We start from the raw sequence: 20,120 nt of genomic DNA, 5'->3' as shown, positions 1-20,120 counted from the left end.
ATCAGCCAGCTGCTCGCCAGACCGGAACCAGCTCGTAGACAGTCCCGTCCACAAGCTTGCTCCGGTCCAGAATCGACAAACCGTTTGCAGCGATAAGGTGCCGGATTTCCTTCACATAAGCGGCACCGCGCTCCGAATAGCGGGACAGGGTAGCCGCAAGAGACTTGCCCGAGAGCGACCGACCGTCTGTCCGTGCGGCAGCGCGATGCTTGCGAAAGTCGCGATAGGCGGGATGCGTATTGAGGTTCCGCAGATAGCTGCGTACGGAATGCAGCGGCGTGTGGAACGCGGCGACCTTGTAGTCTCCCTTCTCCGTCCTCTGTTCCTCCGGCACCATTCCCTTGCGGCCGAAAGTCCATTGCCCGAAGAGCGCATTGCCTTCGAGCGCGAAACGGGAGGTGCCCCAGGCGCTTTCAATCGCCGCCTGGGCAAGTGCGAGCGACGGCGGGACGATGTCGATCCGGTGCTCCAGCGTATCGAGAACCTTCTGCACCGGTACGACGTCCCCTTCCATGGAGACGTCGTACTTGTCCGCAAACCTGCGGAGTTCGATCAGGTCCTTTGCACTCGGTATCCGCCCGGCATCGATCCGGGCCTTCAGCGCGAGTAGGGCTTCCCGCTCATATGCCATCTCCTCGTTCGCGATGAGGACGAGCGGCAACATCATCTGGAAGAAGATCCTTTTCTTATGCTCGACCGGCACCTCGTGCACGGTGACTTCGGCAAACCGCTCGGGAACCTGCTGCAGGACCAGACGCGGAACCTCCGTCTGTCCGGCGCTCCAGGTTTCCGCGGTGTAATTGAGTTCGGAGGCGAGAGGCACCAGATCGGCAAAGGCGACGAACTCGACCGTCTCTACCGGTCGTCCCTGATAGCTCCATTCCCAATCGTCTATCGGTTTGATGATCGGCGCGGTCTGATTGAACGCGTTGCAGAACCCGAGCACCACAAAGCCGACGACCAGCGCCAGTACGAAACGTCCCATAGCCTCTTTCCATCCGAATCTGACGCCCGAAAACTTCCGCCGGGTCCCGTCCGGGAGCGGCCGGCAACTTTGGCGCAAAAGACAACATAGCCCGGAATACGCCGAAACTAAGGCCTGCCGAGACTAGGTAAGGCCCAAATCAGGCTGCGCTCGAGGCGCTGGCAAGGCCGCCCTTTTCCCGGATGAAGGCAGCAATCTCGGCAGCCCCCTGTCCGTTCTTGAGTTGGGTGAAGACGAACGGACGCTCTCCGCGCTGGCGCTTCGTGTCCTCGGCCATGACATCAAGGTTGGCGCCGACCAGCGGCGCGAGATCGGTCTTGTTGATCACAAGAAGATCGGAGCGCGTGATACCCGGCCCACCCTTGCGCGGGATCTTCTCGCCTGCCGCGACGTCAATCACGTAGATCGTCAGATCCGCCAGCTCGGGGCTGAAGGTCGCCGCGAGATTGTCCCCACCGGACTCGATCAGTGCCAGTTCCGCGGTCGGAAAGGCGCCGACCATTGTGTCGATGGCGGCGAGATTGATCGAGGCATCCTCGCGGATCGCCGTGTGCGGACAGCCGCCGGTCTCCACCCCCATGATGCGCTCGGCCGCGATGGCCCCGGTGCGGGTCAGGATCTTCTGATCTTCCTTGGTGTAGATGTCGTTGGTGATGACGAACATGTCCGTCGTCTTGCTCATCTCCCGGCACAGCATCTCGCAGAGCGCGGTCTTGCCCGAGCCCACCGGCCCGCCGATCCCGACCCGAAGCGGTCCTGTTGCCATCTTTTCCTCCTTCACGATCTGAACAGCCGGCCGTCCATGGCCTCGTGGTGCAGTGAACTCCATTCCGCCATCAGTGCGGCGCTTCCGATGTCTTCGATGCCAAGTTCCCGGCTCTCCTGCCAGACAGCATCGACCGTGGTCTCCAATGCCGCAATGACGCGCTGACCGTCGGTCTGGCCGAGCGGCACGGCGCGCACGGCGGCCGAGACGAGATTATGCACAAAGGCTTGCAGGAAGAGCGGCCCCGCGAGGCCCAGCTCGATGCCTGCGGCGGCGATCACGGCTCCGTAGGCGATCGGAAGCGGTGGCGATGGGGGTACTGAGACCTGCCCGATCTCCGGCCAGGCCGCCGAGACGGTCTTCAGAAAGGCCGTTCCCTGCGACGTCGCTTCCAGCCGCAGTTCCGAGGTCGGAATCAGGGCCAGAGCGAGTTCCGAGAGCTCCACGATCCCATCCGCATCCCCCGTTGAGGCCAGACGCCGGGCCTCCGAGAGCAGGATCGCGTCGTTCCGCCCCGTGCCGAACCGCAGCAGCCCTCCGATCCAGTCCTCAAGTGTCGCGGCGTCGCGGACCAGGCCGCTCTCGATCGCGCCCTCAACGCCGTGGCTGTAGCTGTAGGCACCGATCGGGAATGACGGAGACAGCCAGGACTGCAGGCGGAGTGCGGCCAGCGTGCCGCCGCCATCAATCATGATGGTGGCTATGGGAATGGCTGTGGTCATGATCATGCCCGTGATCGTGTCCGTGGGCATGGCCATGCCCGTGATCGTAGGCGCCGCCTTCCGGCTGGAACGGCTGCTCGGCCTCCGTGACGGTCGCGCCCAGTCCGCGCAGCATGTCGGCGATGACATGATCCGGGCGGAGCAGGATCTCGGCCTCGGAGATCTGCGCCGGCAGATGGCGGTTGCCGATATGCCAGGCGAGACGCAGCAGGTGATGCGGCGAGGTGGCCCGCACCATCATCACCGGTTCCGGCGCGGCGGCGACCCGCACCCAGCCGCTGCCGTCTTCCAGTTCAAGGCCGTCCCCGTCGGACAGCGCGACCGCACGCGGCAGGTCGAGGAGCACGGAGGCGCCTTCGTCCGTCTCAAGGCGGATGCGCCGACGGTGACGGTCATCGAAGGCGAGCGTCACCTGGCCGATCTGTCTGGTTCGGTCCCAATGTCCCGCAGCCGCATGCGCGACAGCACGTCCGAGGTCCGGTATTGCTGTGCTGGTTTCTGCCACGCGTCCCTCAATACATGAAATAGCGCTGCGCCATCGGCAGCTCTGTCGCCGGTTCGCAGGTCAGCAGCTCGCCGTCGGCCCTCACCTCGTAGGTCTCCGGATCGACCTCGATATCCGGCGTGGCGTCATTCAGGATCATCGATTTCTTGGTGATCCCGGCACGCGTGTTGCGCACCGGCAGAACTTCCTTCTGCAGTCCAAAGCGAGCGGCCACGCTCGCCTCGATCGCCGCGTCGCTGACGAAGGTGACCGCGCTCTTGTGCAGCGAGCGCCCGAAACTGCCGAACATCGGCCGGTAGTGCTGCGGCTGCGGCGTCGGGATCGAGGCGTTCGGATCGCCCATGATCGAAGCGGCGATGGTGCCGCATTTGAGAACCATGTCCGGCTTCACCCCAAAGAAAGCGGGCGACCAGACAACGAGATCCGCCAGCTTGCCGACCTCGATGGAGCCGACATGAGCGTCGATGCCCTGCGCGATGGCCGGGTTGATGGTGTATTTCGAGATATAGCGGCGGGCCCGGAAATTGTCGTTATTGCCTTTCTCCTCCGGCAGCCGGCCGAACTGGGTCTTCATCTTGTGCGCGGTCTGCCAGGTGCGGATCAGCACCTCGCCGACCCGCCCCATGGCCTGGCTGTCGGAAGCGATGATCGAAAAGGCGCCGCGGTCGTGCAGGATGTCCTCCGCCGCGATCGTCTCCCGCCGGATCCGGCTCTCGGCGAAGGCGACATCCTCCGGGATGCTCTTCGAGAGGTGATGGCAGACCATGAGCATGTCGAGATGCTCGTCGATCGTGTTCACCGTGAAGGGCCGCGTCGGGTTGGTCGAGGACGGGATGACATTGTCGAGACCGCAGACCTTGATGATGTCCGGCGCGTGGCCGCCGCCCGCGCCCTCGGTGTGGAACGCATGGATCGTCCGGCCCTTGAAGGCGTTCACCGTGTTCTCGACGAAACCGGACTCGTTCAGCGTGTCGGTGTGGATCAGCACCTGGACGTCCATTTCGTCCGCAACCGAAAGACAGGTGTCGATCGCTGCCGGTGTCGTGCCCCAGTCCTCATGCAGCTTGAGACCGCAGGCGCCGGAGCGGACCTGCTCGCGCAGCCCTTCGGGCTGACTGGCATTGCCTTTTCCGAAGAAGCCGAGATTCATCGGAAAAGCTTCGGCCGCCTGCAGCATCCGCTCCAGATGCCAGGGGCCCGGCGTACAGGTCGTCGCGTTGGTGCCGGTCGCCGGCCCCGTGCCACCGCCCATCATGGTGGTGACGCCGGAATTCAGGGCCTCGTCGATCTGCTGTGGGCAGATGAAATGGATATGCACGTCGATGCCGCCCGCGGTCACGATCTTGCCTTCGCCAGCGATGGCTTCCGTGCCCGGTCCGACAATGATGTTCACGCCGCTCTGCACGTCCGGATTGCCGGCTTTGCCGACGGCGAAGATACGCCCGTCCTTGATACCGATATCGGCCTTCACCACGCCCCAGTGATCCAGGATCAGCGCATTCGTAATGACCGTGTCCACGGCACCGTCGGCACGCGAGATCTGTGACTGACCCATGCCGTCGCGGATCACCTTGCCGCCGCCGAACTTCACTTCCTCGCCGTAGAAGGTGCGGTCCTCCTCGACCTCGATGATGAGATCGGTATCCGCGAGCCGCACCTTGTCGCCGACGGTCGGACCGAACATGCCCGCATAGTCCTGCCGCGAAATCCTGTATGGCATGTCAGGCGTCCTCCCCGGACTCTTGCGTGGCGTCCAGCGGCCCCATCACCGCCTGATTGAAACCGTAGACTTTCCGCTCGCCCTGGAACGGCACGAGATCGACGGTCCGGGTCTGCCCCGGCTCGAAGCGCACCGCGGTTCCCGACGGGATGTCGAGCCGCCGTCCGCGCGCCGCTTCCCGGTCAAAGGAAAGTCCCGGATTGGTTTCCGCGAAATGATAGTGCGAGCCGACCTGCACCGGCCGGTCGCCGGTATTCGCGACCTCGATGGTGACGGCCTCGGCGCCCTCGTTCAGAACGATCTCGCCCTCGGCAGCGATGATTTCCCCTGGGATCATGGCACCCTCCTAGCGGATCGGATCGTGGACGGTGACCAGCTTGGTCCCGTCCGGAAAGGTGGCTTCGACCTGGACTTCGTGGATCATCTCCGCGATCCCGTCCATCACGTCGGACCGCTTCACCACGGTCGCGCCGGCCGCCATGAGGTCGGCGACGGAGCGCCCGTCCCGCGCGCCCTCGACCACATAGTCCGTGATCAGCGCGATCGCTTCCGGATAGTTCAGCTTCACGCCGCGCTCCAGCCGGCCACGCGCGACCATGGCCGCGAGCGAGACCATCAGCTTGTCCTTTTCCCTCGGTGTCAGATTCACCTCAGCCTCCCCTCCGAAAGCCCGTTCAAATTCGCCAGATAACCGGCAGCCGCTCAGGCCGGCCGAGCCAGCGCGCCCGGGCCCTGCCCCAGAATTTTCCGACCGCCTCGCGCAGCCGCATGGCATCACTGCCGAGCCAGCGCATCGCCAGCAGATGATCGTCGATCGCGGTCACGCCCGCGCGGACATCAGGGCCGCATTCCGCCATGGTCTCCCGCGCCCATTCCAGATCGCCGGCCGCATCCGGCCGGGCGAAAAGCGCCGTCGCGAACGTGGACACACCGCGCATCGCCGAAGCCGGTCCCGCAGAGGCGGCGGCATCGCGGAGATCGAAACGGTCGGCCCAGACCAGTCTGCCGTCGCGTCTCAGGTCCCAATGCTCCCGGTAACGTCCCGTCGAAACCGTCTCTCCCATGGCTGTCCGTCCAAGCACGGAGATCGCCCCTGCGAGAAGGGTGGAGCTTTCCGCCAGATCGAAGCTCACGGACTGGCGGAAGATCGCGCGGTCGAAAAGGATCGTGCCCTGCGGCAGCCATTCGAGCGTTGCGCCGTCGCCAAGCCTGAAAGTCAGACGATTTTCCGCCTCGGCTCCTGTCGATCGATAAACCTTCTCGGCAGCCTGCGCCGCCACGGAAAGACTTGCACCGGGTCCAAGGTCGATTGCGGTTTCGTATCTGTCTCCGCCGACGATCCCGCCGGAGAGATTGGCGATCACCGCCGTCAGCGCCTCGCCGACGCCCGGCCGAGGGGTCAGGATCCGCAGCGGCTGGGCGGAATAGAGCTCCGCGACTGCGCAACGCCCCTCGGCGCACGCGACGGAGAGACGCGCAGCTCCGCGGGTCGTCGTGTGCAAACCCTCCACGGCCGCAACTGGAACGGCGATATTCACGAGCGCCTTCCCCTATCCGCCACGACCATAATGTCCCCGCACCTGCTGCAAACGCGGCGCCCCCTTTTTTGCTTCTTAACGGCAAGCTCCATGCCAAGCCGGCGCCACCGGCGAAATCAAAGCGTACCCGCGGAAAACCTGCAACCGCCGCGCAATTCACCCGGGCTCATCGCCCAAGCCAAGGGCAGTCTTGCGCGGGATGCTCAATAGTTAGGCAATCGTCACACCTCCGCGCAGGCGCCGTCGAACCAGTTCCGCAGCACTGGAAGATAGTGATCGAGCTCCGCCTGGACCGCTTCATGCCCGATGACGGCCTCACGGTAGCCGGCAACGCCTTCGGGTATCTCGACATTCAATTCCAGCTCAGGGAGCAGAAGATCCAGCCATGCGAACGTGATCGGAAACCCGCAATCGCCGAGCGTCAGCATCTCTTCCTTCGGCGCCATCTCAAACAGGCGGGCGAGGCCGTCCAGACGGTCGTTCAACGTAGCTACGTGGATTGAGCGATCGAGCGCGCCGCGCGCTTTCCGCCCGATGAAGGGGAACAGAGCCCTGACCGCCGGCTCGAGGCGGGTGTCGTGGTAGCGGGACCGCGCGCGCACCTGGGCCCGAGCGCCCGGGCTTTCCGGTAGCATTGGAGGCTCCGGATTGGTCTCGTTCAGATATTCCGCGATCGCTTCGGAATCCGAAAGCAGCAGCCCCTCATCCAGAAGTGCGGGGAGATTGCCAGCCGGGACAATCCGGCGGAATTCGGGAGACCCGTATCCGCCAGGCGGCGCAATTTCCTCCCAGGCCAGCTTCTTGTGCCGCAGCAGGATGCGCAGCTTGGCGCAATAGAGGCTAGGCGGGATGGCATAGAAGCGAAGCATTGCTGAACTTTCCCGTCCCGTTGCGACTTCCCAGTTCATCATCCCCTCATCCCGCCCTGGCCGCACGGCCTTTGTTACGAAGAACGTCACTTTACTTATTTGTGCATCGCACCATAATTTCGCAGACGCAGCATTCGAGGTTCCGCGATGTTCTCTCTGGAAGGCACGACCGCGCTGATCATCGGGATTGCGAACGACCAATCCATCGCCTGGGGATGCGCGAGAGCGCTCAAAGAGCGCGGCGCAACGCTCGCTGTGACCTATCTGAACGAGAAGGCCGAGCCACACGTCCGCCCGCTAGCCGAAAAGCTGGAGGCAGAAATCGTCCTGCCGCTGGATGTCCGCGACGACACCCAGATGGACCGGCTCTTCGCCGAGATCGGCGATCGCTGGGGCCGGCTCGACACATTGCTGCATTCCATCGCCTTCTGCCCGAAGGACGATCTGCACGGCCGTGTCATCGATTGTTCGGCCAAGGGTTTTGCGACCGCAATGGATGTGTCGGTGCATTCCTTCCTGCGTCTGATCCGGCGCTCCGAGCCGCTGATGAAGGATGGCGGGACCTGCATGACCGTGTCCTTTTACGGCGCGGACCGTGTCGTCGACCACTACAACATCATGGGACCGGTCAAGGCGGCTCTGGAGTCCGCGACGCGCTACGCCGCCGCGGAACTCGGCCCGAAAGGCATCTCCGTGCATGCCCTTTCCCCCGGCCCTCTCAAGACCCGGGCTGCGTCCGGCATCGACTACTTCGACGACTTGATGAACGCGGCCGCGGAACGCGCGCCAACTCATCGCCTGGCGACGATCGACGATGTCGGAGCCTTCGCGACATTTCTCGCCAGCCGCGAGGCGGCCAACGTGACCGGGGGCATCCACTACATCGACGGCGGCTATAGCGTCGTTGCATGAGGTTCCTGCGGAACCGGGATTTCCCTGATTCGGTTTGACAATCTCGCGTCCGGATCGCTCAAACTGTAGCGGCAAGAGCCCACGGTCGAAATTCCGACCAAAGCCAGAAACGTATTGTTTACAATTGTTCCCGCACGGTAACCGCCGTGAACTGTCAAAGAGTTGCGGCAAAGGAGCATGTTCTGTCCCGGACATCGGATCATAATCAAGAAGACGGGTATTCCATCGTGGGCGGGGGCAATGTGACTGAGCTAGACAAGGCAGCACGTCATGCGGCACTTCCGGCCAATCGCCTGCCGGAAGCATAAGGCGCATGGGAGCAAATTCCGAGCAGCCCCAGAGCGTCAGTACCCATCTCGCGAGGCTTGTTATTTTTTCGGCCGTGGTCCTTGGGCTGATCGTCGGCACACTCGAAGTGACGCTTGAATACAAGAAACTCCGCACGACACTCTTCGAGCATTCCGAACAGGTCGCAAAAGCTTTCGAGAATATCGCCGCACGCGCCGCCGCAAACCGTGACAGGTCTCTCGCGGAAGAGGTCGCAACCGGACTGCTGGAATTCAAATCCATCGAGTCGGTTGAAGTGAGCGACGAAGCAGGCACCGTCCTGGCCTGGAAGGAATGCGGACAGGTGGAGCCGCTGGGGACCTGGTTCCCGTTCAGCATCCCGTCCGCGCAGCATACGATCCTTCTCGAACTCTCAACACCTTCGAGCGGCGGCGAGGCCAAAGGTTACCTCAAGGTGACGGCGTCCTCCGCCCAGGCGACCCAGATCTGGGCCACCCAGCTCGGGATGGTGCTGATCAGCGTTTTATTCGGCACCACTCTCCTCGCCGGAACGTTGCTGTTGATCTCGCATATCTATGTCAGCCGCCCGATGTTGCGCCTCGCCGAAGCGTTTCGCCGCCTCGACGTGAGCGACCCGAAGAACAGCCCGCTCCCCGATCCTGCAAAGTTCCGGTTCCGCGAGTTCCGTGAGATCGCGGAGAACGGCGTGAGACTGATGCGGGACATCAAGCGGAACTCCGAAGTCCGGGACCTGACGGCCAACGAGCTCTACCGCAGCCAGAAGCGCCTGCAGGATTTCGCCGAAATCTCGTCCGACTGGTTCTGGGAATCTGACCGTGACGGCGGCGTCACCTATATTTCGCCGAGCTTTACAAAGACCCTGAACAAGAAAACCGGCGAGGTCTACGGACGAACGATTGCGGAGACGACGGCCGAGCCCGTCAATACGCCGAAATGGCACAAGCTCGAGGAAATCCAGCGTCAGCGCCGGCAATTCAGGGACTTCCGCTACGACATGGCAATCCAGCCGGGCGAGGTGAAGACGGTCAGCATCAACGGGCGCCCCTTCTATGACGAAGACGGCACCTTCATCGGCTATCGCGGCACGGGCGCCGACGTCACCAACGAGCGGCTGATCGCCGAGGCCCGCAACGAAGCGCTGCAGCGGGCGGAACAGGCGAGCCGCGCCAAATCCGAATTCCTGGCGACGATGAGCCACGAGTTCCGCACGCCGCTGAACGCGATCATCGGCTTCAGTTCCCTGCTCTCGATGCCGGAGCTGCTGAAAGCCGGCGCGGACCGCGTTACGGAATATTCCACAGCCATAAACGAGAGCGGCCAGCACATGCTGGCGCTCGTGAACGACATCCTGGACATCTCCGCGATCGAAGCCGGCAAGCGCGTGCTGACGCTCGAGGAAGTCGAGATCGACGGATTGCTGTCGCACAGCCTCTCGCAGATCGAAAGTCAGGCCGGTGCCAAGAGCATTTCACTCGTGGTCCAGCGAAACGCAAGGGTCGGCACGATGGTTTCCGACGAAAGATCCGTGCGCCAGATTCTGCTTAACCTGCTCTCCAACGCAGTGAAATTCACCCCGAGCAGCGGTGAGATCCGCATCTCTGTCGACGAGATCGAAGAGGACATTGTGTTTCGTGTCGCTGACAACGGGATCGGCATTCCCCGCGACCGGCTGCCGACCATCGCGGAACCCTTTTCTCACTCCGCGATCCACCCCCATGTCGCCAAGGAGGGAACCGGTCTCGGTCTGTCGATCGTCCGTTCCCTGTCGGTGCTGCTCGATGGGAGCTTCACGATCGACAGCGAGGTCGGAACCGGGACGACGGTGACCGTCCGTCTGCCGAAGAACGGCAGCGTCGCATCAAGCCAGACTCAAACCGCCTGAGGATCTAGACGGTCAAATGTCCGCGCACATCCGCTTCGGACAATGAGGACTTGGCTCCGGCCAGAACGATCTCTCCCCGGTCCATAACAGCGATCTCGTCCGCGAGATGCTGAGCGAATTCAAAGTACTGCTCAACCAGGATGACCGCCATGTCGCCGCGCGAGGCGAGCAGCGCGATAATCCGCTCGATATCCTTGATGATCGAGGGCTGAATCCCTTCCGTCGGCTCGTCCAGCACCAGCAGGCTCGGCCTGAGGACAAGAGCCCGGGCGATGGCAAGCTGCTGCTGCTGGCCGCCCGAGAGATCGCCCCCGCGCCGCTTCATCATCTGCTTCAGCACCGGGAACAGTTCAAAAATTTCGTCCGGGATCGAGCGGTCGGAACGCTTCAGGGCCGCGTAACCGGTCTTCAAATTCTCTTCGACCGTCAGCAGCGGGAAGATCTCGCGCCCCTGCGGAACGAACGCGACGCCGGCTGACGCCCGCTTGTGCACCGGCAAGGAAAGCAGGTCCGTATCGTCCCAGGTGATGCTCCCCGCGCTCGGGGTCTCGAGCCCGGTGACGGCGCGCATCAGGCTGGTCTTGCCGACCCCGTTGCGCCCCAGCACGCAGGTGATCTTGCCGCGCTCGGCCACAAGGTCGATGCCACGCAGCGCGTGGCTCGCGCCGTAATGCAGGTGCAGTCCAGATACCTTCAGCATCTCAGCGCCCCAGATAGACTTCGATCACACGCGGATCGTTCTGCACCTGGTCCATCGCCCCCTCGGCGAGGACCGATCCTTCATGCAGGACGGTCACCTTGACGCCGAGCGCATGGACAAAGGCCATGTCGTGCTCGACCACCACGATCGAGCGCTCGCCCTGCAGGTCGCGTAGCAGTTCCACCGTGCCTTCGGTTTCCTGGTCGGTCATCCCGGCGACAGGCTCGTCCAGGAACAGCAGTTCCGGGTCCTGCACCAGCAGCATGCCGATCTCGAGCCACTGCTTCTGACCATGCGAGAGCTGGCCCGCGAGCCGGCTCCTCTGTTCGGTCAGGCCGATACGCTCCAGCGTCGCGTCGATCTTGTCCCGGCGCTCCCCGTCGAGGCGATCGAACAGGCAGGCGAAAGGCCGGCGGTCCGACTTGATGGCGAGCTCCAGGTTGTCGAACACGGTGTGGTTCTCGAACACGCTCGGGCGTTGGAACTTGCGGCCGATGCCGAGGGCGACGACGGCGGCCTCGTCCCGTTTTCCGAGATCGATGTCGCCCTTGAAGATCACCCGCCCCTCGTCCGGTTTGGTCTTGCCGGTGATCACATCCATCATCGTCGTCTTGCCGGCGCCGTTCGGCCCGATGATTGCGCGCATCTCACCCGGATCCACCGTGAAGCTGAGATTGTTCAGCGCCTTGAAGCCGTCGAAGCTGACGGTCACGCCGTCGACATAGAGCTGGGATTCCGCGTAGGACGCCTTGCCGGTGACCGTCATTCTCCCGCCTCCTTGGCAAGCGGCGTCGTCGGTGTCGAAGCGCTTCGTGCCCCGGCCTTCGCCTTCAGCCAGTCGACCGCACCCGGCAGGCTGCCGACCAGCCCCTTCGGGAAGAACAGGGTCACGGCAATGAACATGGCGCCGAGGGCGAAGAGCCAGATCTCGGGGATCAGGCCTGTGAGCACGGTCTTGGCGTAGTTCACGAGAACACCGCCCGCGATGGCGCCATAGAGCGTTCCGCGGCCGCCGATAGCCACCCAGATCACCGCCTCGATCGAGTTGGCCGGGGCGAACTCGCCGGGATTGATGATCCCGACCTGCGGAACGTAGAGCGCGCCCGCAAGCCCGGCGATCATCGCCGAAAGCACGAAGACGAAGAGCTTGAAGTTCTCCACCCGGTAGCCGAGGAAGCGGACCCTGGGCTCGTCGTCCCGGATCGCCGCGATCAGCCGGCCGAGCTTGGAGGCGACGATGGCGCGGCACATCAGGTAACAACCGCCGAGCGCGATGCAGGTCGCCGCCAGCAGCACCGCCCGCGTGGTGTCCGCCTGCAGATCGAAGCCGAGCAGGTCCTTGAAGTCGGTCAGCCCATTATTGCCGCCGAAGCCCATGTCGTTGCGGAAGAAGGCGAGCATCAGGGCGTAGGTCATCGCCTGGGTGATGATCGAGAGATAGACCCCGCTGACCCGCGAGCGGAAGGCGAGCCAGCCGAAGACGAAGGCAAGCAACCCGGGGACGAACAACGCCATAACCATCGCGAAGGGGAACAGGTCGAAGCCGTACCAGTACCAGGGCAGCTCCTTCCAGTTCAGGAACACCATGAAATCCGGCAGCTCCGCATTGCCATAGACGCCGCGGTCGCCGATCTGCCGCATCAGATACATCCCCATGGCATACCCGCCGAGGGCGAAGAAAGCGCCGTGGCCAAGGCTGAGAATGCCGCAGAAGCCCCAGATCAGGTCGATCGAGAGCGCCAGCATGGCGAAGCAGAGATATTTGCCGAGCAGGCTGACGAGATAGGTCGGCACATGCAGGGCCGATCCGGGTGCTTGCGTCAGGTTCAGCAGCGGGACCAGGATCGCGATCGCGGCGAGGATCGTGAGCAGGATGACGCTCGCCAGCCGGCCTTTTCCGGAGGCCTGCGGTTGCGCCGTATAAAGACGTTGCAGCAGGGACATCTGATCAGCTCTCCACTGCGCGGCCGCGCAGGGCGAAGAGGCCTCGCGGGCGTTTCTGGATAAAGAGAATGATGGCGACCAGCACCAGGATCTTGCCGAGCACCGCGCCGGCCCAGGGCTCGAGCAGCTTGTTCACCACGCCGAGCGACATCGCGCCGGCGAACGCGCCCCAGAGATTGCCGACCCCGCCGAACACCACGACCATGAAACTGTCGACGATATAGGCCTGCCCGAGGTTGGGGCTGACATTGTCGATCTGGCTGAGCGCCACGCCGGCGATCCCGGCGATGCCGGAACCGAGACCGAACGTCATCGCGTCGACCCGGCCGGTCGGAATGCCCATCGCCCGCGCCATCTCGCGGTTCTGCGTTACGGCGCGCATCTGCAGGCCAAAGGCGGTTTTCTTCAGTACCAGCAGAACGGCGCCGAGCACGCAGAAGGAGAAGAGGATGATGTAGAGGCGGTTGTAGGTCAGCGTGATGCCGGCGACGGACTCCATCGCGCCCTGCATCCATTCCGGCGAGCCGACCTCGCGGTTCGTCGGGCCGAAGATCGAGCGCACGGTCTGCTGCAGGATCAGGCTGATCCCCCAGGTCGCCAGCAGCGTTTCGAGCGGCCGGCCGTAAAGGAAACGGATACAGCCCCGCTCCAGCGCCACGCCGACCGATGCGGAAACCAGGAATGCCGCCGGAAGCGCGACCGCCAGCGACCAGCCGAACAGCTCCGGTGCGGCGGCGCGGAAGCCTTCCTGGATCACGAATGTGGTGTAGGCGCCGAGCATGACCATCTCGCCATGCGCCATGTTGATGACCCCCATGACGCCGAAGGTGATGGCCAGTCCCATGGCGGCGAGCAGCAGGACCGAGCCGAGACTGATGCCCTGATAGAGGTGCTCGACCGTGCGCCACATGCGCAGCCGGCCTTCCATCGACGCCAGCGTCTCCTCCGCCGCCGCGCGGACCGTCTCGTCCGGCTCGCGCCAGACATCGCCGTCCTTCAGCAGCAGGCGGGACAGCATGACCCGGCTTTCGGGGTCCGTCCGGTCGGCGAGCGCCTGAACGCCGGCAAGCCGTTCCTCCGCACTCTCGGACAGCAGCTTGATCGACGCTTCGGCAAGCTGCAGCGCGTTGCGGACGTTGGCATCCTGTTCCTTGGCAAGCGCCTGCTCCAGCAAAGGCAGCATCGACTGATCGCTCGACTTCAACAGGCCCTGCGCGGCCTCCAGCCGACGCTGCGGGTCGGGGCTCATCAGCGTCAGCGTGCCCATCGCGGCCTTCACGGAGGAGCGGAGGGAGTTGTTCGTCTTTACCCGCGTGACGTCGCGCGTGCCGACAATCCCCAGTTCCTCGCCGCTGATCGGATCGACCAGCATCAGACCGCCGTCGGCCTTGCGGCCGATGACGACCTTCTCGTCGCTCTTGCGGGTATAGAGATCGCGCTCGACAAGCGCTTCGAGGATGGTGACCACTTCGGGCGCGCCGGTCGCGATCATCCGTTCGACCACTTCATCCTTCTTCGTGAGCGGCGCCGCGCCGAGTTCGGCGACGAGGCTCTCCAAGTCATCGGCCGCCTGCACGGCGATCGGCGCCAGCAGCGCCATCGCTGTGAAGAGGACCATCAGGAAACCGGAGCGGAAACGGCCGATCCTGCGGAATGCGGGCATGGTGACACCCCTCCCAAAAAGCTGCGCGCGCGTCAGAGAAGCCCCGAAGCGCGGCCGGTTTCGGCCGCGCTTCGGTCGTGACTTGTGCTTAGAAGCGCGGCTTCTCGCAGTTGCCGCAGACCCACGGATAGGTCCAGTCGGCGGTCAGCTTGGCGCTTTCCGGGATGAAGTCGGACCAGGCGTCGCCGACCACCACATCGTCGGTGGCGGAGACGATCTCGAACTGGCCGTCCTCAAGGATCTCGCCGATCAGCACCGGCTTGGAGAGGTGATGGTTGGTGTTCATCACCGCGGTGCCGCCGGTCAGGTTCTTCACCTTCTGGCCGTACATCGCCTGACGAACCGCGTCGACGTCGGTCGTGCCGGCCTGCTCGACCGCCTGCACCCACATCTTGAAGCCGATATAGTGGGCTTCCATCGGGTCGTTGGTCACGCGCTTCTCGTCCTTGATGAAGGCGTGCCAAGTCTTTATGAACTCGGCGTTTTCCGGCGTATCGACGGACATGAAGTAGTTCCACGCGGCCAGATGACCGACCAGCGGGCCGGTATCGAGACCGGCGAGCTCTTCCTCACCGACGGAGAAGGCCACGACCGGAATGTCTTCCGCCTTGATGCCCTGGTTGGCCAGTTCCTTGTAGAACGGCACGTTGGCATCGCCGTTGATGGTGGAGACGACCGCGGTCTTCTTGCCCTGGCTGGCGAATTCCTTCACCTGGGCGACAATGGTCTGCCAGTCGGAATGACCGAACGGCGTGTAGTTCTCCATGATGTCGGCATCGGCGATGCCTTTGGCGTTCAGGTAAGAGCGCAGGATCTTGTTGGTCGTGCGCGGATAGACATAGTCGGTGCCGAGCAGGACGACGCGCTTGGCCTCGCCGCCTTCGGCCCCGAGCAGGTAATCGACCGCCGGGATAGCCTGCTGGTTCGGCGCGGCGCCGGTATAGAACACGTTGCGCGAAGACTCTTCGCCTTCATACTGCACCGGATAGAACAGCATCCCGTTCAGTTCCTCGAAGACCGGCAGCACCGACTTTCGGGAGACCGAGGTCCAGCAGCCGAAAGTGACCGCAACGCCCTCTTTCGAAATCAGCTCGCGCGCCTTTTCGGCGAAGAGCGGCCAGTCGGAGGCCGGGTCGACGACGACCGGCTCAAGCTTCTTACCGAGCACGCCGCCCTTTTTGTTCTGATCCTCGATCAGCATCAGCATGACGTCTTTCAGCGTGGTCTCGCTGATCGCCATGGTTCCCGAGAGCGAATGCAGAACGCCGACCTTGATGGTCTCCTGCGCCTGTGCCACGCCCGTGCCGGCCATCGCGACGACCCCGAGGGCCGCGGCCGCAAGGGCGCCTTTCCACTTTGTGAGCTTCCCCATTGATTAGTTCTCCCAAGTCCAGGGTTGTTGTTGCACCGCACACGAAATAGCAAGCGCTGTGCCATGCCTGGAGGTGGCGGGAGGACTCGCAAAAAAAGTGATTTTTTTCAGTTTTCTAATCGGAAATCTTGAGACCGGTAGCAGCTGGTGATCCGCATGAAGAGAGCGAAATTTTGCACCAATATTGTGCACTGCCTGTTTTTTAACCTTTTCGTAACATTCGCGACGCCATTGACCCGAACTATCGCGAATGACATCTGAATGGTGGGGCCTCGGCTCCCGTACAGGGTTGTTGTTGCACCACTCGACCCTGGCCCGTGCGTCGCAAGACGCACGGGTAGGCCCCTCGCCGATCCCGAGCCTCGGTCTGATCAACCCCGAATCAACCGGGTTATCCTGCCTCGATTCTATTCCGGGCCGGAAAAGCCTCTCGGCCGGAACGCGCGCGAGCGCCGGCTGAAGGACCTCTAACGTCCTGCGTCGCAACTAGTATTGGCGGTAATTCTATGCAGAGCGGTCGAATTAAGAGGCTGCACTGCGGTGATCACGAAGATATACTGGAATTCAACGTAAATTCGCCCGACAGAACGCAGGGCTGCGTGGGCCGTTCGGGAAAATCAGGGGGCCACATTAATGTCTTTGAATTTGTCCACGAAGCTGACCGCTTTGGTTCTCTTCATGGCCGCCGCACTCTGCGGTTTCGCCGGCTTCGCCATCTGGACCATGTCCACCGTGAAATCACAGGTGGAACAGATCACGGAAACAGACACCCCGATCGCCATGCTGGTCAGTTCCGCAGTCGAACTTCAGCTGCAGCAGGAGATGGCGATCCATGTCGCGATTTCCGTTGCTGCCCAGGGGCGCGGCGGCGAGGCGGACGACCACCTCGCGAGATTCGCCGAACTTGGAACGGTCGTCGACGACAAATTCTCCGAAATCAACAAGCTGCTGAAACCTGCAATCGATGCCGGTGGAAATCGTGGCCTCGAGTATGCCGAAGTGCAGAAACTCCTCACAGAGATCGAGGCCGAGCATAGCGAGATCGGCAAGACGGGCCAGGTCGTGACGACGCAGCTCCGGGCACTGGTAAAGGCCGCGGGCGAGCGCATTCCCCGGCTCTCGCATCTCAGCATCCACACCAGCAAGATCGAGGAGATGCAGACCCGCCTGAACACGCATGTGCATCAGCTGCTCGACAAGGTGAATGGCATGACCAATGAATCGGTCGAAGCCATCCACGCCGCGGAACAGCGCGCCATCAGCAGCCTGACGATCGCCGCCATCGTCGCGGTCTCGCTCTCCCTGATCGTCGGCATCCCGCTCGCCATCGGCATCCGTCGGCGCCTCAACGCCGCCGTCGAGGCCGTAGACCGTTTCGCCGCCGGCGACCTGTCGACGCCGGTTCCGGTGAGCGGCAGCAATGACGAGATCGGCCGCGTCATGCGGGCGATCGACGCGATGCAGAAGAACCTGCAGGACATGCTCGGCACCATCCGGACGGTCTCGGGCGGTGTGACGAGCGGCAGCAACGAGCTTCGGCAGACCGCCCAGCAGGTCTCCGACGGCGTGAACGATCAGGCCTCGAGCGTGCAGGAAACATCCGCCGCGATGGAGGAAATGACCGCCGGCATCCGGCAGAACGCCAAGAACGCGGAAGAGACCGAAAAGGTCTCCGAACGCATGGCGACGGAAGCCGGACGCTGCGCGGATGCCATGACCGCGACCGCGGCCGCGATGAAGGACATCTCCGACAAGATCCTCGTAGTCGAGGAAATCACCCGGAAGATCGAACTGCTCGCGCTCAACGCATCGGTCGAAGCGGCCCGCGCGGGCGAACATGGCCGCGGCTTCGCCGTCGTCGCCTCCGAGGTCTCCCGCCTTGCGGAGATCTCGAAACAGGCGGCGAGCGAAATCCAGGACGCCTCCGCGGACGGCCGCGAGGCGGCGGAAAACACCAACCGCCTGCTGAACGACCTGCTGCCGGAAATCACCCGCACGAAGGACCTCGTGCAGGGCATCACCGCCGCGAGTGAGGAACAGTCGGTCGGCGCGGACGAGATCAACGTCGCGATCCACCGCCTGAACACCGTGATCCAGCAGAATGCGGCGGCCGCCCAGCAGATGGCCGCCACCTCCGGCGCCCTTGCCGGCCGGGGTCGGGAACTGCAGGAATCGGTTTCCCGCTTCAAGCTGAACGGCTCGCACGCCCCGGCACCCGCCGAGGACGCGTCCGCCCCCCTTCCGCCGACGGAAAAGGGTCAGAGCGGCAAGCGCCAGGCGCAGGACGACAAGATCACATCGGGTGACTTTGGAAAATACTGATCTGGTAGGGGCGGAGTTCGACGAACTCCGCCGCCTCGCGCACCAGAAATTCGGCATCATCGTCCCGGCGAACGCGCAAAGCTTCCTGGACTCGCGCCTGCGCGGCTTCATGAGCATGTCCGGACACGGCTCGATCGCGGAGCTCCTGCACGAGGCCAGGAGCGACGGGCGCGAGGATCTGCTGATCAATGTGGTCGAGCATCTCTCGACCAACCACAGCTATTTCTACCGCGAGCCGGCGCATTTCGAATTCCTCGCGAAGAAGCTGCTTCCCGAACTCTCCGAAAGCCTGAAACGGGACCGCTCGCGCGATATCCGGATCTGGAGCGCTGCGGCGGCGGCCGGCGAGGAAGCCTATTCCGTCGTCATGGCGATGCGGGAGTATTTCGGCCCACACTACCAGGATCTCGATGCCGGAATTCTCGCAACGGATATCGCAACGGCAGCCCTGCGCAAGGGGGCGATCGGCGAGTACAAATCCGACCTCTTCCGGCACATGCCGCCGGACTGGAAGCAGAAATATCTCGAGTATCTGGGTGACGATACCTACCGCGTGATCCAGGCGGTCCGGGACGACGTCATGTTCCGCTGGCTCAACCTGACCGAGCCGCTCGACAAGTTACGCGGACGCTACCATCTGATACTCTGTCGTAACGTCATGATTTATTTCGACGATGCGACGAGGGAGAACCTGGTGCGCAACCTGAGCAATCTTCTGGCGCCCGGCGGATATCTGTTCATCGGCCATACCGACAACCCAGATCACGCGCGGATCTATCTCGACCAGATCCAGCCCGCCATTTTCCGAAAGAAAGCCAAGACTTGAGTGCTTCCGGTGAAATCCTGGTCGTCGCCCTCGACCCGCTGTTGCGCAAGGTCGTGGCGGAAAACGTGACACCCTTTGCCGACGGCGCCACCGTTACGTCAATCTCCCAGACCCGCGCAACACCGGAACGCCTCTCGGGCGCCGCCATCGTTGTCCTCGCGGCGCGCGACGCAGACTTCGCCGGCTTGAGATCAGTTTTCGCGCTGGTGAAGGCGGCCAACCGCCCGACACTGCTCGTCACCGCCGGCGAAAGCGGCGAAGGCCGCGCCGTCGCGGCCGATCTCAAGATCGGTGGCTCCGACCATATCGCCATCCCTGAACTGGATATCCGCGAGGAACTCCGGGCCGTATCCTCCAAACTGGAATCGGCCATCCGGCAGGCACGGCGCGACCGTCCCCGGAACGCGCCCGCGCCTGTACAGCCGCAAGCGGCCCCCGCCCGCGCGCCGATGCCCAGCGCGCCGGAGAAACCGCGGCCTGTCGAGGATACCGGGGTTCCCTATCTCGGAACGGTGATCTGCATCGGCGCCTCGACCGGCGGTACAGACGCGCTGCTCACGGTGCTCTCCGGGCTCGACCGGAACTGCCCGCCGATCGCCATCGTGCAGCATATGCCGAAGGACTATGTTCCCGATTTCGCCAAGCGACTGGATCAGTCCTGCCGCATCGATGTTGAACTGGCGCATGACGGTCAGGCGCTACGGCCCGGCCTCGCCGTCGTCGCCCCGGGCGACCGTCAGTTCAGGCTGCGCAAGGGCAACAAGGGGATCTGGACCGCACTGGGCGAGAGCGAACGGATCGGTGGACATTGTCCGGCGGTCGACGTGATGATGAAATCGGCCGCGCAGGAACTGGGCAAGAAGGCTGTCGGCGTGATCCTGACCGGTATGGGGCGCGACGGCGCGGACGGCTTGCTCGCCATGCGTCAGGCCGGTGCCCGCACCGCCGCCCAGGACGAGGAAACCTCCATCGTCTACGGCATGCCCAAGGTCGCGTTCGAGGAAAAGGCGGCGGATACAGTCCTGCCGCTGCAGAAGATCGCGAGCTGGATCTCCGGCGTCACGCTTCAGCTGCCGAAATAGCGC

Annotated in this window: 19 protein-coding genes; 5 read left to right on the top strand and 14 right to left on the bottom strand. The window is 63.5% G+C overall.

All coding sequences use genetic code 11. From position 1 onward, the window contains the following. Nucleotide 1 precedes the first annotated feature (1 nt). The 9 genes from IG122_RS01110 to IG122_RS01070 form a co-directional block, all read right to left on the bottom strand. Nucleotides 2-985, bottom strand: a complete 984-nt coding sequence (locus tag IG122_RS01110; protein ID WP_193179637.1) for a glucosaminidase domain-containing protein — start codon at nt 983-985, stop codon at nt 2-4. Between the two features lie 139 nt (nt 986-1,124). After that, nucleotides 1,125-1,751 carry an urease accessory protein UreG gene (gene ureG / locus IG122_RS01105; RefSeq protein WP_193179635.1) on the bottom strand — a complete coding sequence of 209 codons (627 nt, stop codon included), beginning with the start codon at nt 1,749-1,751 and terminating at the stop codon, nt 1,125-1,127. Nucleotides 1,752-1,762: 11 nt separating this feature from the next. Next, nucleotides 1,763-2,509 carry an urease accessory protein UreF gene (locus IG122_RS01100; RefSeq protein WP_226893245.1) on the bottom strand — a complete coding sequence of 249 codons (747 nt, stop codon included), beginning with the start codon at nt 2,507-2,509 and terminating at the stop codon, nt 1,763-1,765. Continuing rightward, nucleotides 2,436-2,978, bottom strand: a complete 543-nt coding sequence (ureE, locus tag IG122_RS01095) for an urease accessory protein UreE (protein ID WP_319024789.1) — start codon at nt 2,976-2,978, stop codon at nt 2,436-2,438. Before ureE ends, IG122_RS01100 begins: the two co-directional genes overlap by 74 nt. Before the next feature lie 7 nt (nt 2,979-2,985). Then, nucleotides 2,986-4,698 carry an urease subunit alpha gene (ureC, locus tag IG122_RS01090; RefSeq protein ID WP_193179633.1) on the bottom strand — a complete coding sequence of 571 codons (1,713 nt, stop codon included), beginning with the start codon at nt 4,696-4,698 and terminating at the stop codon, nt 2,986-2,988. Between the two features lies 1 nt (nt 4,699). After that, complete coding sequence (locus tag IG122_RS01085) at nt 4,700-5,035, bottom strand: urease subunit beta (protein ID WP_193179631.1); 336 nt, start codon at nt 5,033-5,035, stop codon at nt 4,700-4,702. 9 nt (nt 5,036-5,044) lie between these two features. After that, nucleotides 5,045-5,347 carry an urease subunit gamma gene (locus tag IG122_RS01080; protein WP_193179624.1) on the bottom strand — a complete coding sequence of 101 codons (303 nt, stop codon included), beginning with the start codon at nt 5,345-5,347 and terminating at the stop codon, nt 5,045-5,047. A gap of 25 nt (nt 5,348-5,372) precedes the next feature. Beyond that, on the bottom strand, nt 5,373-6,236 hold the full coding sequence (locus tag IG122_RS01075) for an urease accessory protein UreD (RefSeq protein ID WP_193179623.1): 864 nt from the start codon (nt 6,234-6,236) through the stop codon (nt 5,373-5,375). Between the two features lie 221 nt (nt 6,237-6,457). After that, nucleotides 6,458-7,105 (bottom strand): glutathione S-transferase family protein, encoded by a 648-nt coding sequence (locus IG122_RS01070; protein ID WP_193179614.1) that lies wholly within the window; start codon nt 7,103-7,105, stop codon nt 6,458-6,460. 147 nt (nt 7,106-7,252) lie between these two features. On the opposite strand from IG122_RS01070, the gene fabI reads away from it, so the two are divergent. Next, nucleotides 7,253-8,017, top strand: a complete 765-nt coding sequence (gene fabI, locus IG122_RS01065) for an enoyl-ACP reductase FabI (RefSeq protein WP_193179612.1) — start codon at nt 7,253-7,255, stop codon at nt 8,015-8,017. Nucleotides 8,018-8,330: 313 nt separating this feature from the next. Further along, nucleotides 8,331-10,208, top strand: a complete 1,878-nt coding sequence (locus tag IG122_RS01060; protein ID WP_193179610.1) for a PAS domain-containing sensor histidine kinase — start codon at nt 8,331-8,333, stop codon at nt 10,206-10,208. A gap of 4 nt (nt 10,209-10,212) precedes the next feature. Here IG122_RS01060 and urtE read toward each other — a convergent pair whose 3' ends face one another. The 5 genes from urtE to urtA all read right to left on the bottom strand — a co-directional run bounded on the left by urtE (nt 10,213) and on the right by urtA (nt 15,887). Further along, on the bottom strand, nt 10,213-10,908 hold the full coding sequence (urtE, locus tag IG122_RS01055; protein WP_193179608.1) for an urea ABC transporter ATP-binding subunit UrtE: 696 nt from the start codon (nt 10,906-10,908) through the stop codon (nt 10,213-10,215). Between the two features lies 1 nt (nt 10,909). Next, nucleotides 10,910-11,674 carry an urea ABC transporter ATP-binding protein UrtD gene (urtD, locus tag IG122_RS01050; protein ID WP_193179606.1) on the bottom strand — a complete coding sequence of 255 codons (765 nt, stop codon included), beginning with the start codon at nt 11,672-11,674 and terminating at the stop codon, nt 10,910-10,912. Continuing rightward, on the bottom strand, nt 11,671-12,852 hold the full coding sequence (gene urtC / locus IG122_RS01045) for an urea ABC transporter permease subunit UrtC (protein ID WP_193179604.1): 1,182 nt from the start codon (nt 12,850-12,852) through the stop codon (nt 11,671-11,673). Before urtC ends, urtD begins: the two co-directional genes overlap by 4 nt. A gap of 4 nt (nt 12,853-12,856) precedes the next feature. Then, the gene (gene urtB, locus IG122_RS01040; protein WP_193179602.1) at nt 12,857-14,515 is read right to left on the bottom strand and encodes an urea ABC transporter permease subunit UrtB; all 1,659 of its coding nucleotides are present in this window, start codon (nt 14,513-14,515) and stop codon (nt 12,857-12,859) included. 88 nt (nt 14,516-14,603) lie between these two features. Further along, nucleotides 14,604-15,887 (bottom strand): urea ABC transporter substrate-binding protein, encoded by a 1,284-nt coding sequence (gene urtA / locus IG122_RS01035; protein WP_193179600.1) that lies wholly within the window; start codon nt 15,885-15,887, stop codon nt 14,604-14,606. A gap of 633 nt (nt 15,888-16,520) precedes the next feature. Here urtA and IG122_RS01030 point away from each other — a divergent pair. From IG122_RS01030 to IG122_RS01020, 3 genes are read left to right on the top strand one after another with little or no spacing between them, the layout of a single operon-like run. Continuing rightward, the gene (locus tag IG122_RS01030) at nt 16,521-18,209 is read left to right on the top strand and encodes a methyl-accepting chemotaxis protein (RefSeq protein WP_193179598.1); all 1,689 of its coding nucleotides are present in this window, start codon (nt 16,521-16,523) and stop codon (nt 18,207-18,209) included. After that, nucleotides 18,196-19,035 (top strand): CheR family methyltransferase, encoded by an 840-nt coding sequence (locus IG122_RS01025; RefSeq protein ID WP_193179596.1) that lies wholly within the window; start codon nt 18,196-18,198, stop codon nt 19,033-19,035. Before IG122_RS01030 ends, IG122_RS01025 begins: the two co-directional genes overlap by 14 nt. After that, a complete protein-coding gene (locus IG122_RS01020) occupies nt 19,032-20,117 on the top strand; it encodes a CheB methylesterase domain-containing protein (RefSeq protein WP_193179594.1) in 1,086 nt (361 codons plus the stop codon). Before IG122_RS01025 ends, IG122_RS01020 begins: the two co-directional genes overlap by 4 nt. The last annotated feature ends 3 nt before the right edge of the window (nt 20,118-20,120 follow it).

The sequence above is a fragment of the Nisaea sediminum genome (genome assembly GCF_014904705.1).
GTDB lineage: Bacteria > Pseudomonadota > Alphaproteobacteria > Thalassobaculales > Thalassobaculaceae > Nisaea > Nisaea sediminum.
This window is presented reverse-complemented; position numbering and strand designations above follow the sequence as displayed.

Coding starts and splice junctions, on each gene's coding strand:
- fabI (WP_193179612.1), top strand. CDS start 7,253: ATGTTCTCTCTGGAAGGCACGACCGCGCTGATCATCGGGATTGCGAAC.
- ureC (WP_193179633.1), bottom strand. CDS start 4,698: ATGCCATACAGGATTTCGCGGCAGGACTATGCGGGCATGTTCGGTCCG.
- urtA (WP_193179600.1), bottom strand. CDS start 15,887: ATGGGGAAGCTCACAAAGTGGAAAGGCGCCCTTGCGGCCGCGGCCCTC.
- IG122_RS01110 (WP_193179637.1), bottom strand. CDS start 985: ATGGGACGTTTCGTACTGGCGCTGGTCGTCGGCTTTGTGGTGCTCGGG.
- urtD (WP_193179606.1), bottom strand. CDS start 11,674: ATGACGGTCACCGGCAAGGCGTCCTACGCGGAATCCCAGCTCTATGTC.
- urtE (WP_193179608.1), bottom strand. CDS start 10,908: ATGCTGAAGGTATCTGGACTGCACCTGCATTACGGCGCGAGCCACGCG.
- IG122_RS01030 (WP_193179598.1), top strand. CDS start 16,521: ATGTCTTTGAATTTGTCCACGAAGCTGACCGCTTTGGTTCTCTTCATG.
- urtC (WP_193179604.1), bottom strand. CDS start 12,852: ATGTCCCTGCTGCAACGTCTTTATACGGCGCAACCGCAGGCCTCCGGA.
- ureG (WP_193179635.1), bottom strand. CDS start 1,751: ATGGCAACAGGACCGCTTCGGGTCGGGATCGGCGGGCCGGTGGGCTCG.
- IG122_RS01060 (WP_193179610.1), top strand. CDS start 8,331: ATGGGAGCAAATTCCGAGCAGCCCCAGAGCGTCAGTACCCATCTCGCG.
- IG122_RS01100 (WP_226893245.1), bottom strand. CDS start 2,509: ATGGCCATGCCCACGGACACGATCACGGGCATGATCATGACCACAGCC.
- urtB (WP_193179602.1), bottom strand. CDS start 14,515: ATGCCCGCATTCCGCAGGATCGGCCGTTTCCGCTCCGGTTTCCTGATG.
- IG122_RS01085 (WP_193179631.1), bottom strand. CDS start 5,035: ATGATCCCAGGGGAAATCATCGCTGCCGAGGGCGAGATCGTTCTGAAC.
- IG122_RS01070 (WP_193179614.1), bottom strand. CDS start 7,105: ATGCTTCGCTTCTATGCCATCCCGCCTAGCCTCTATTGCGCCAAGCTG.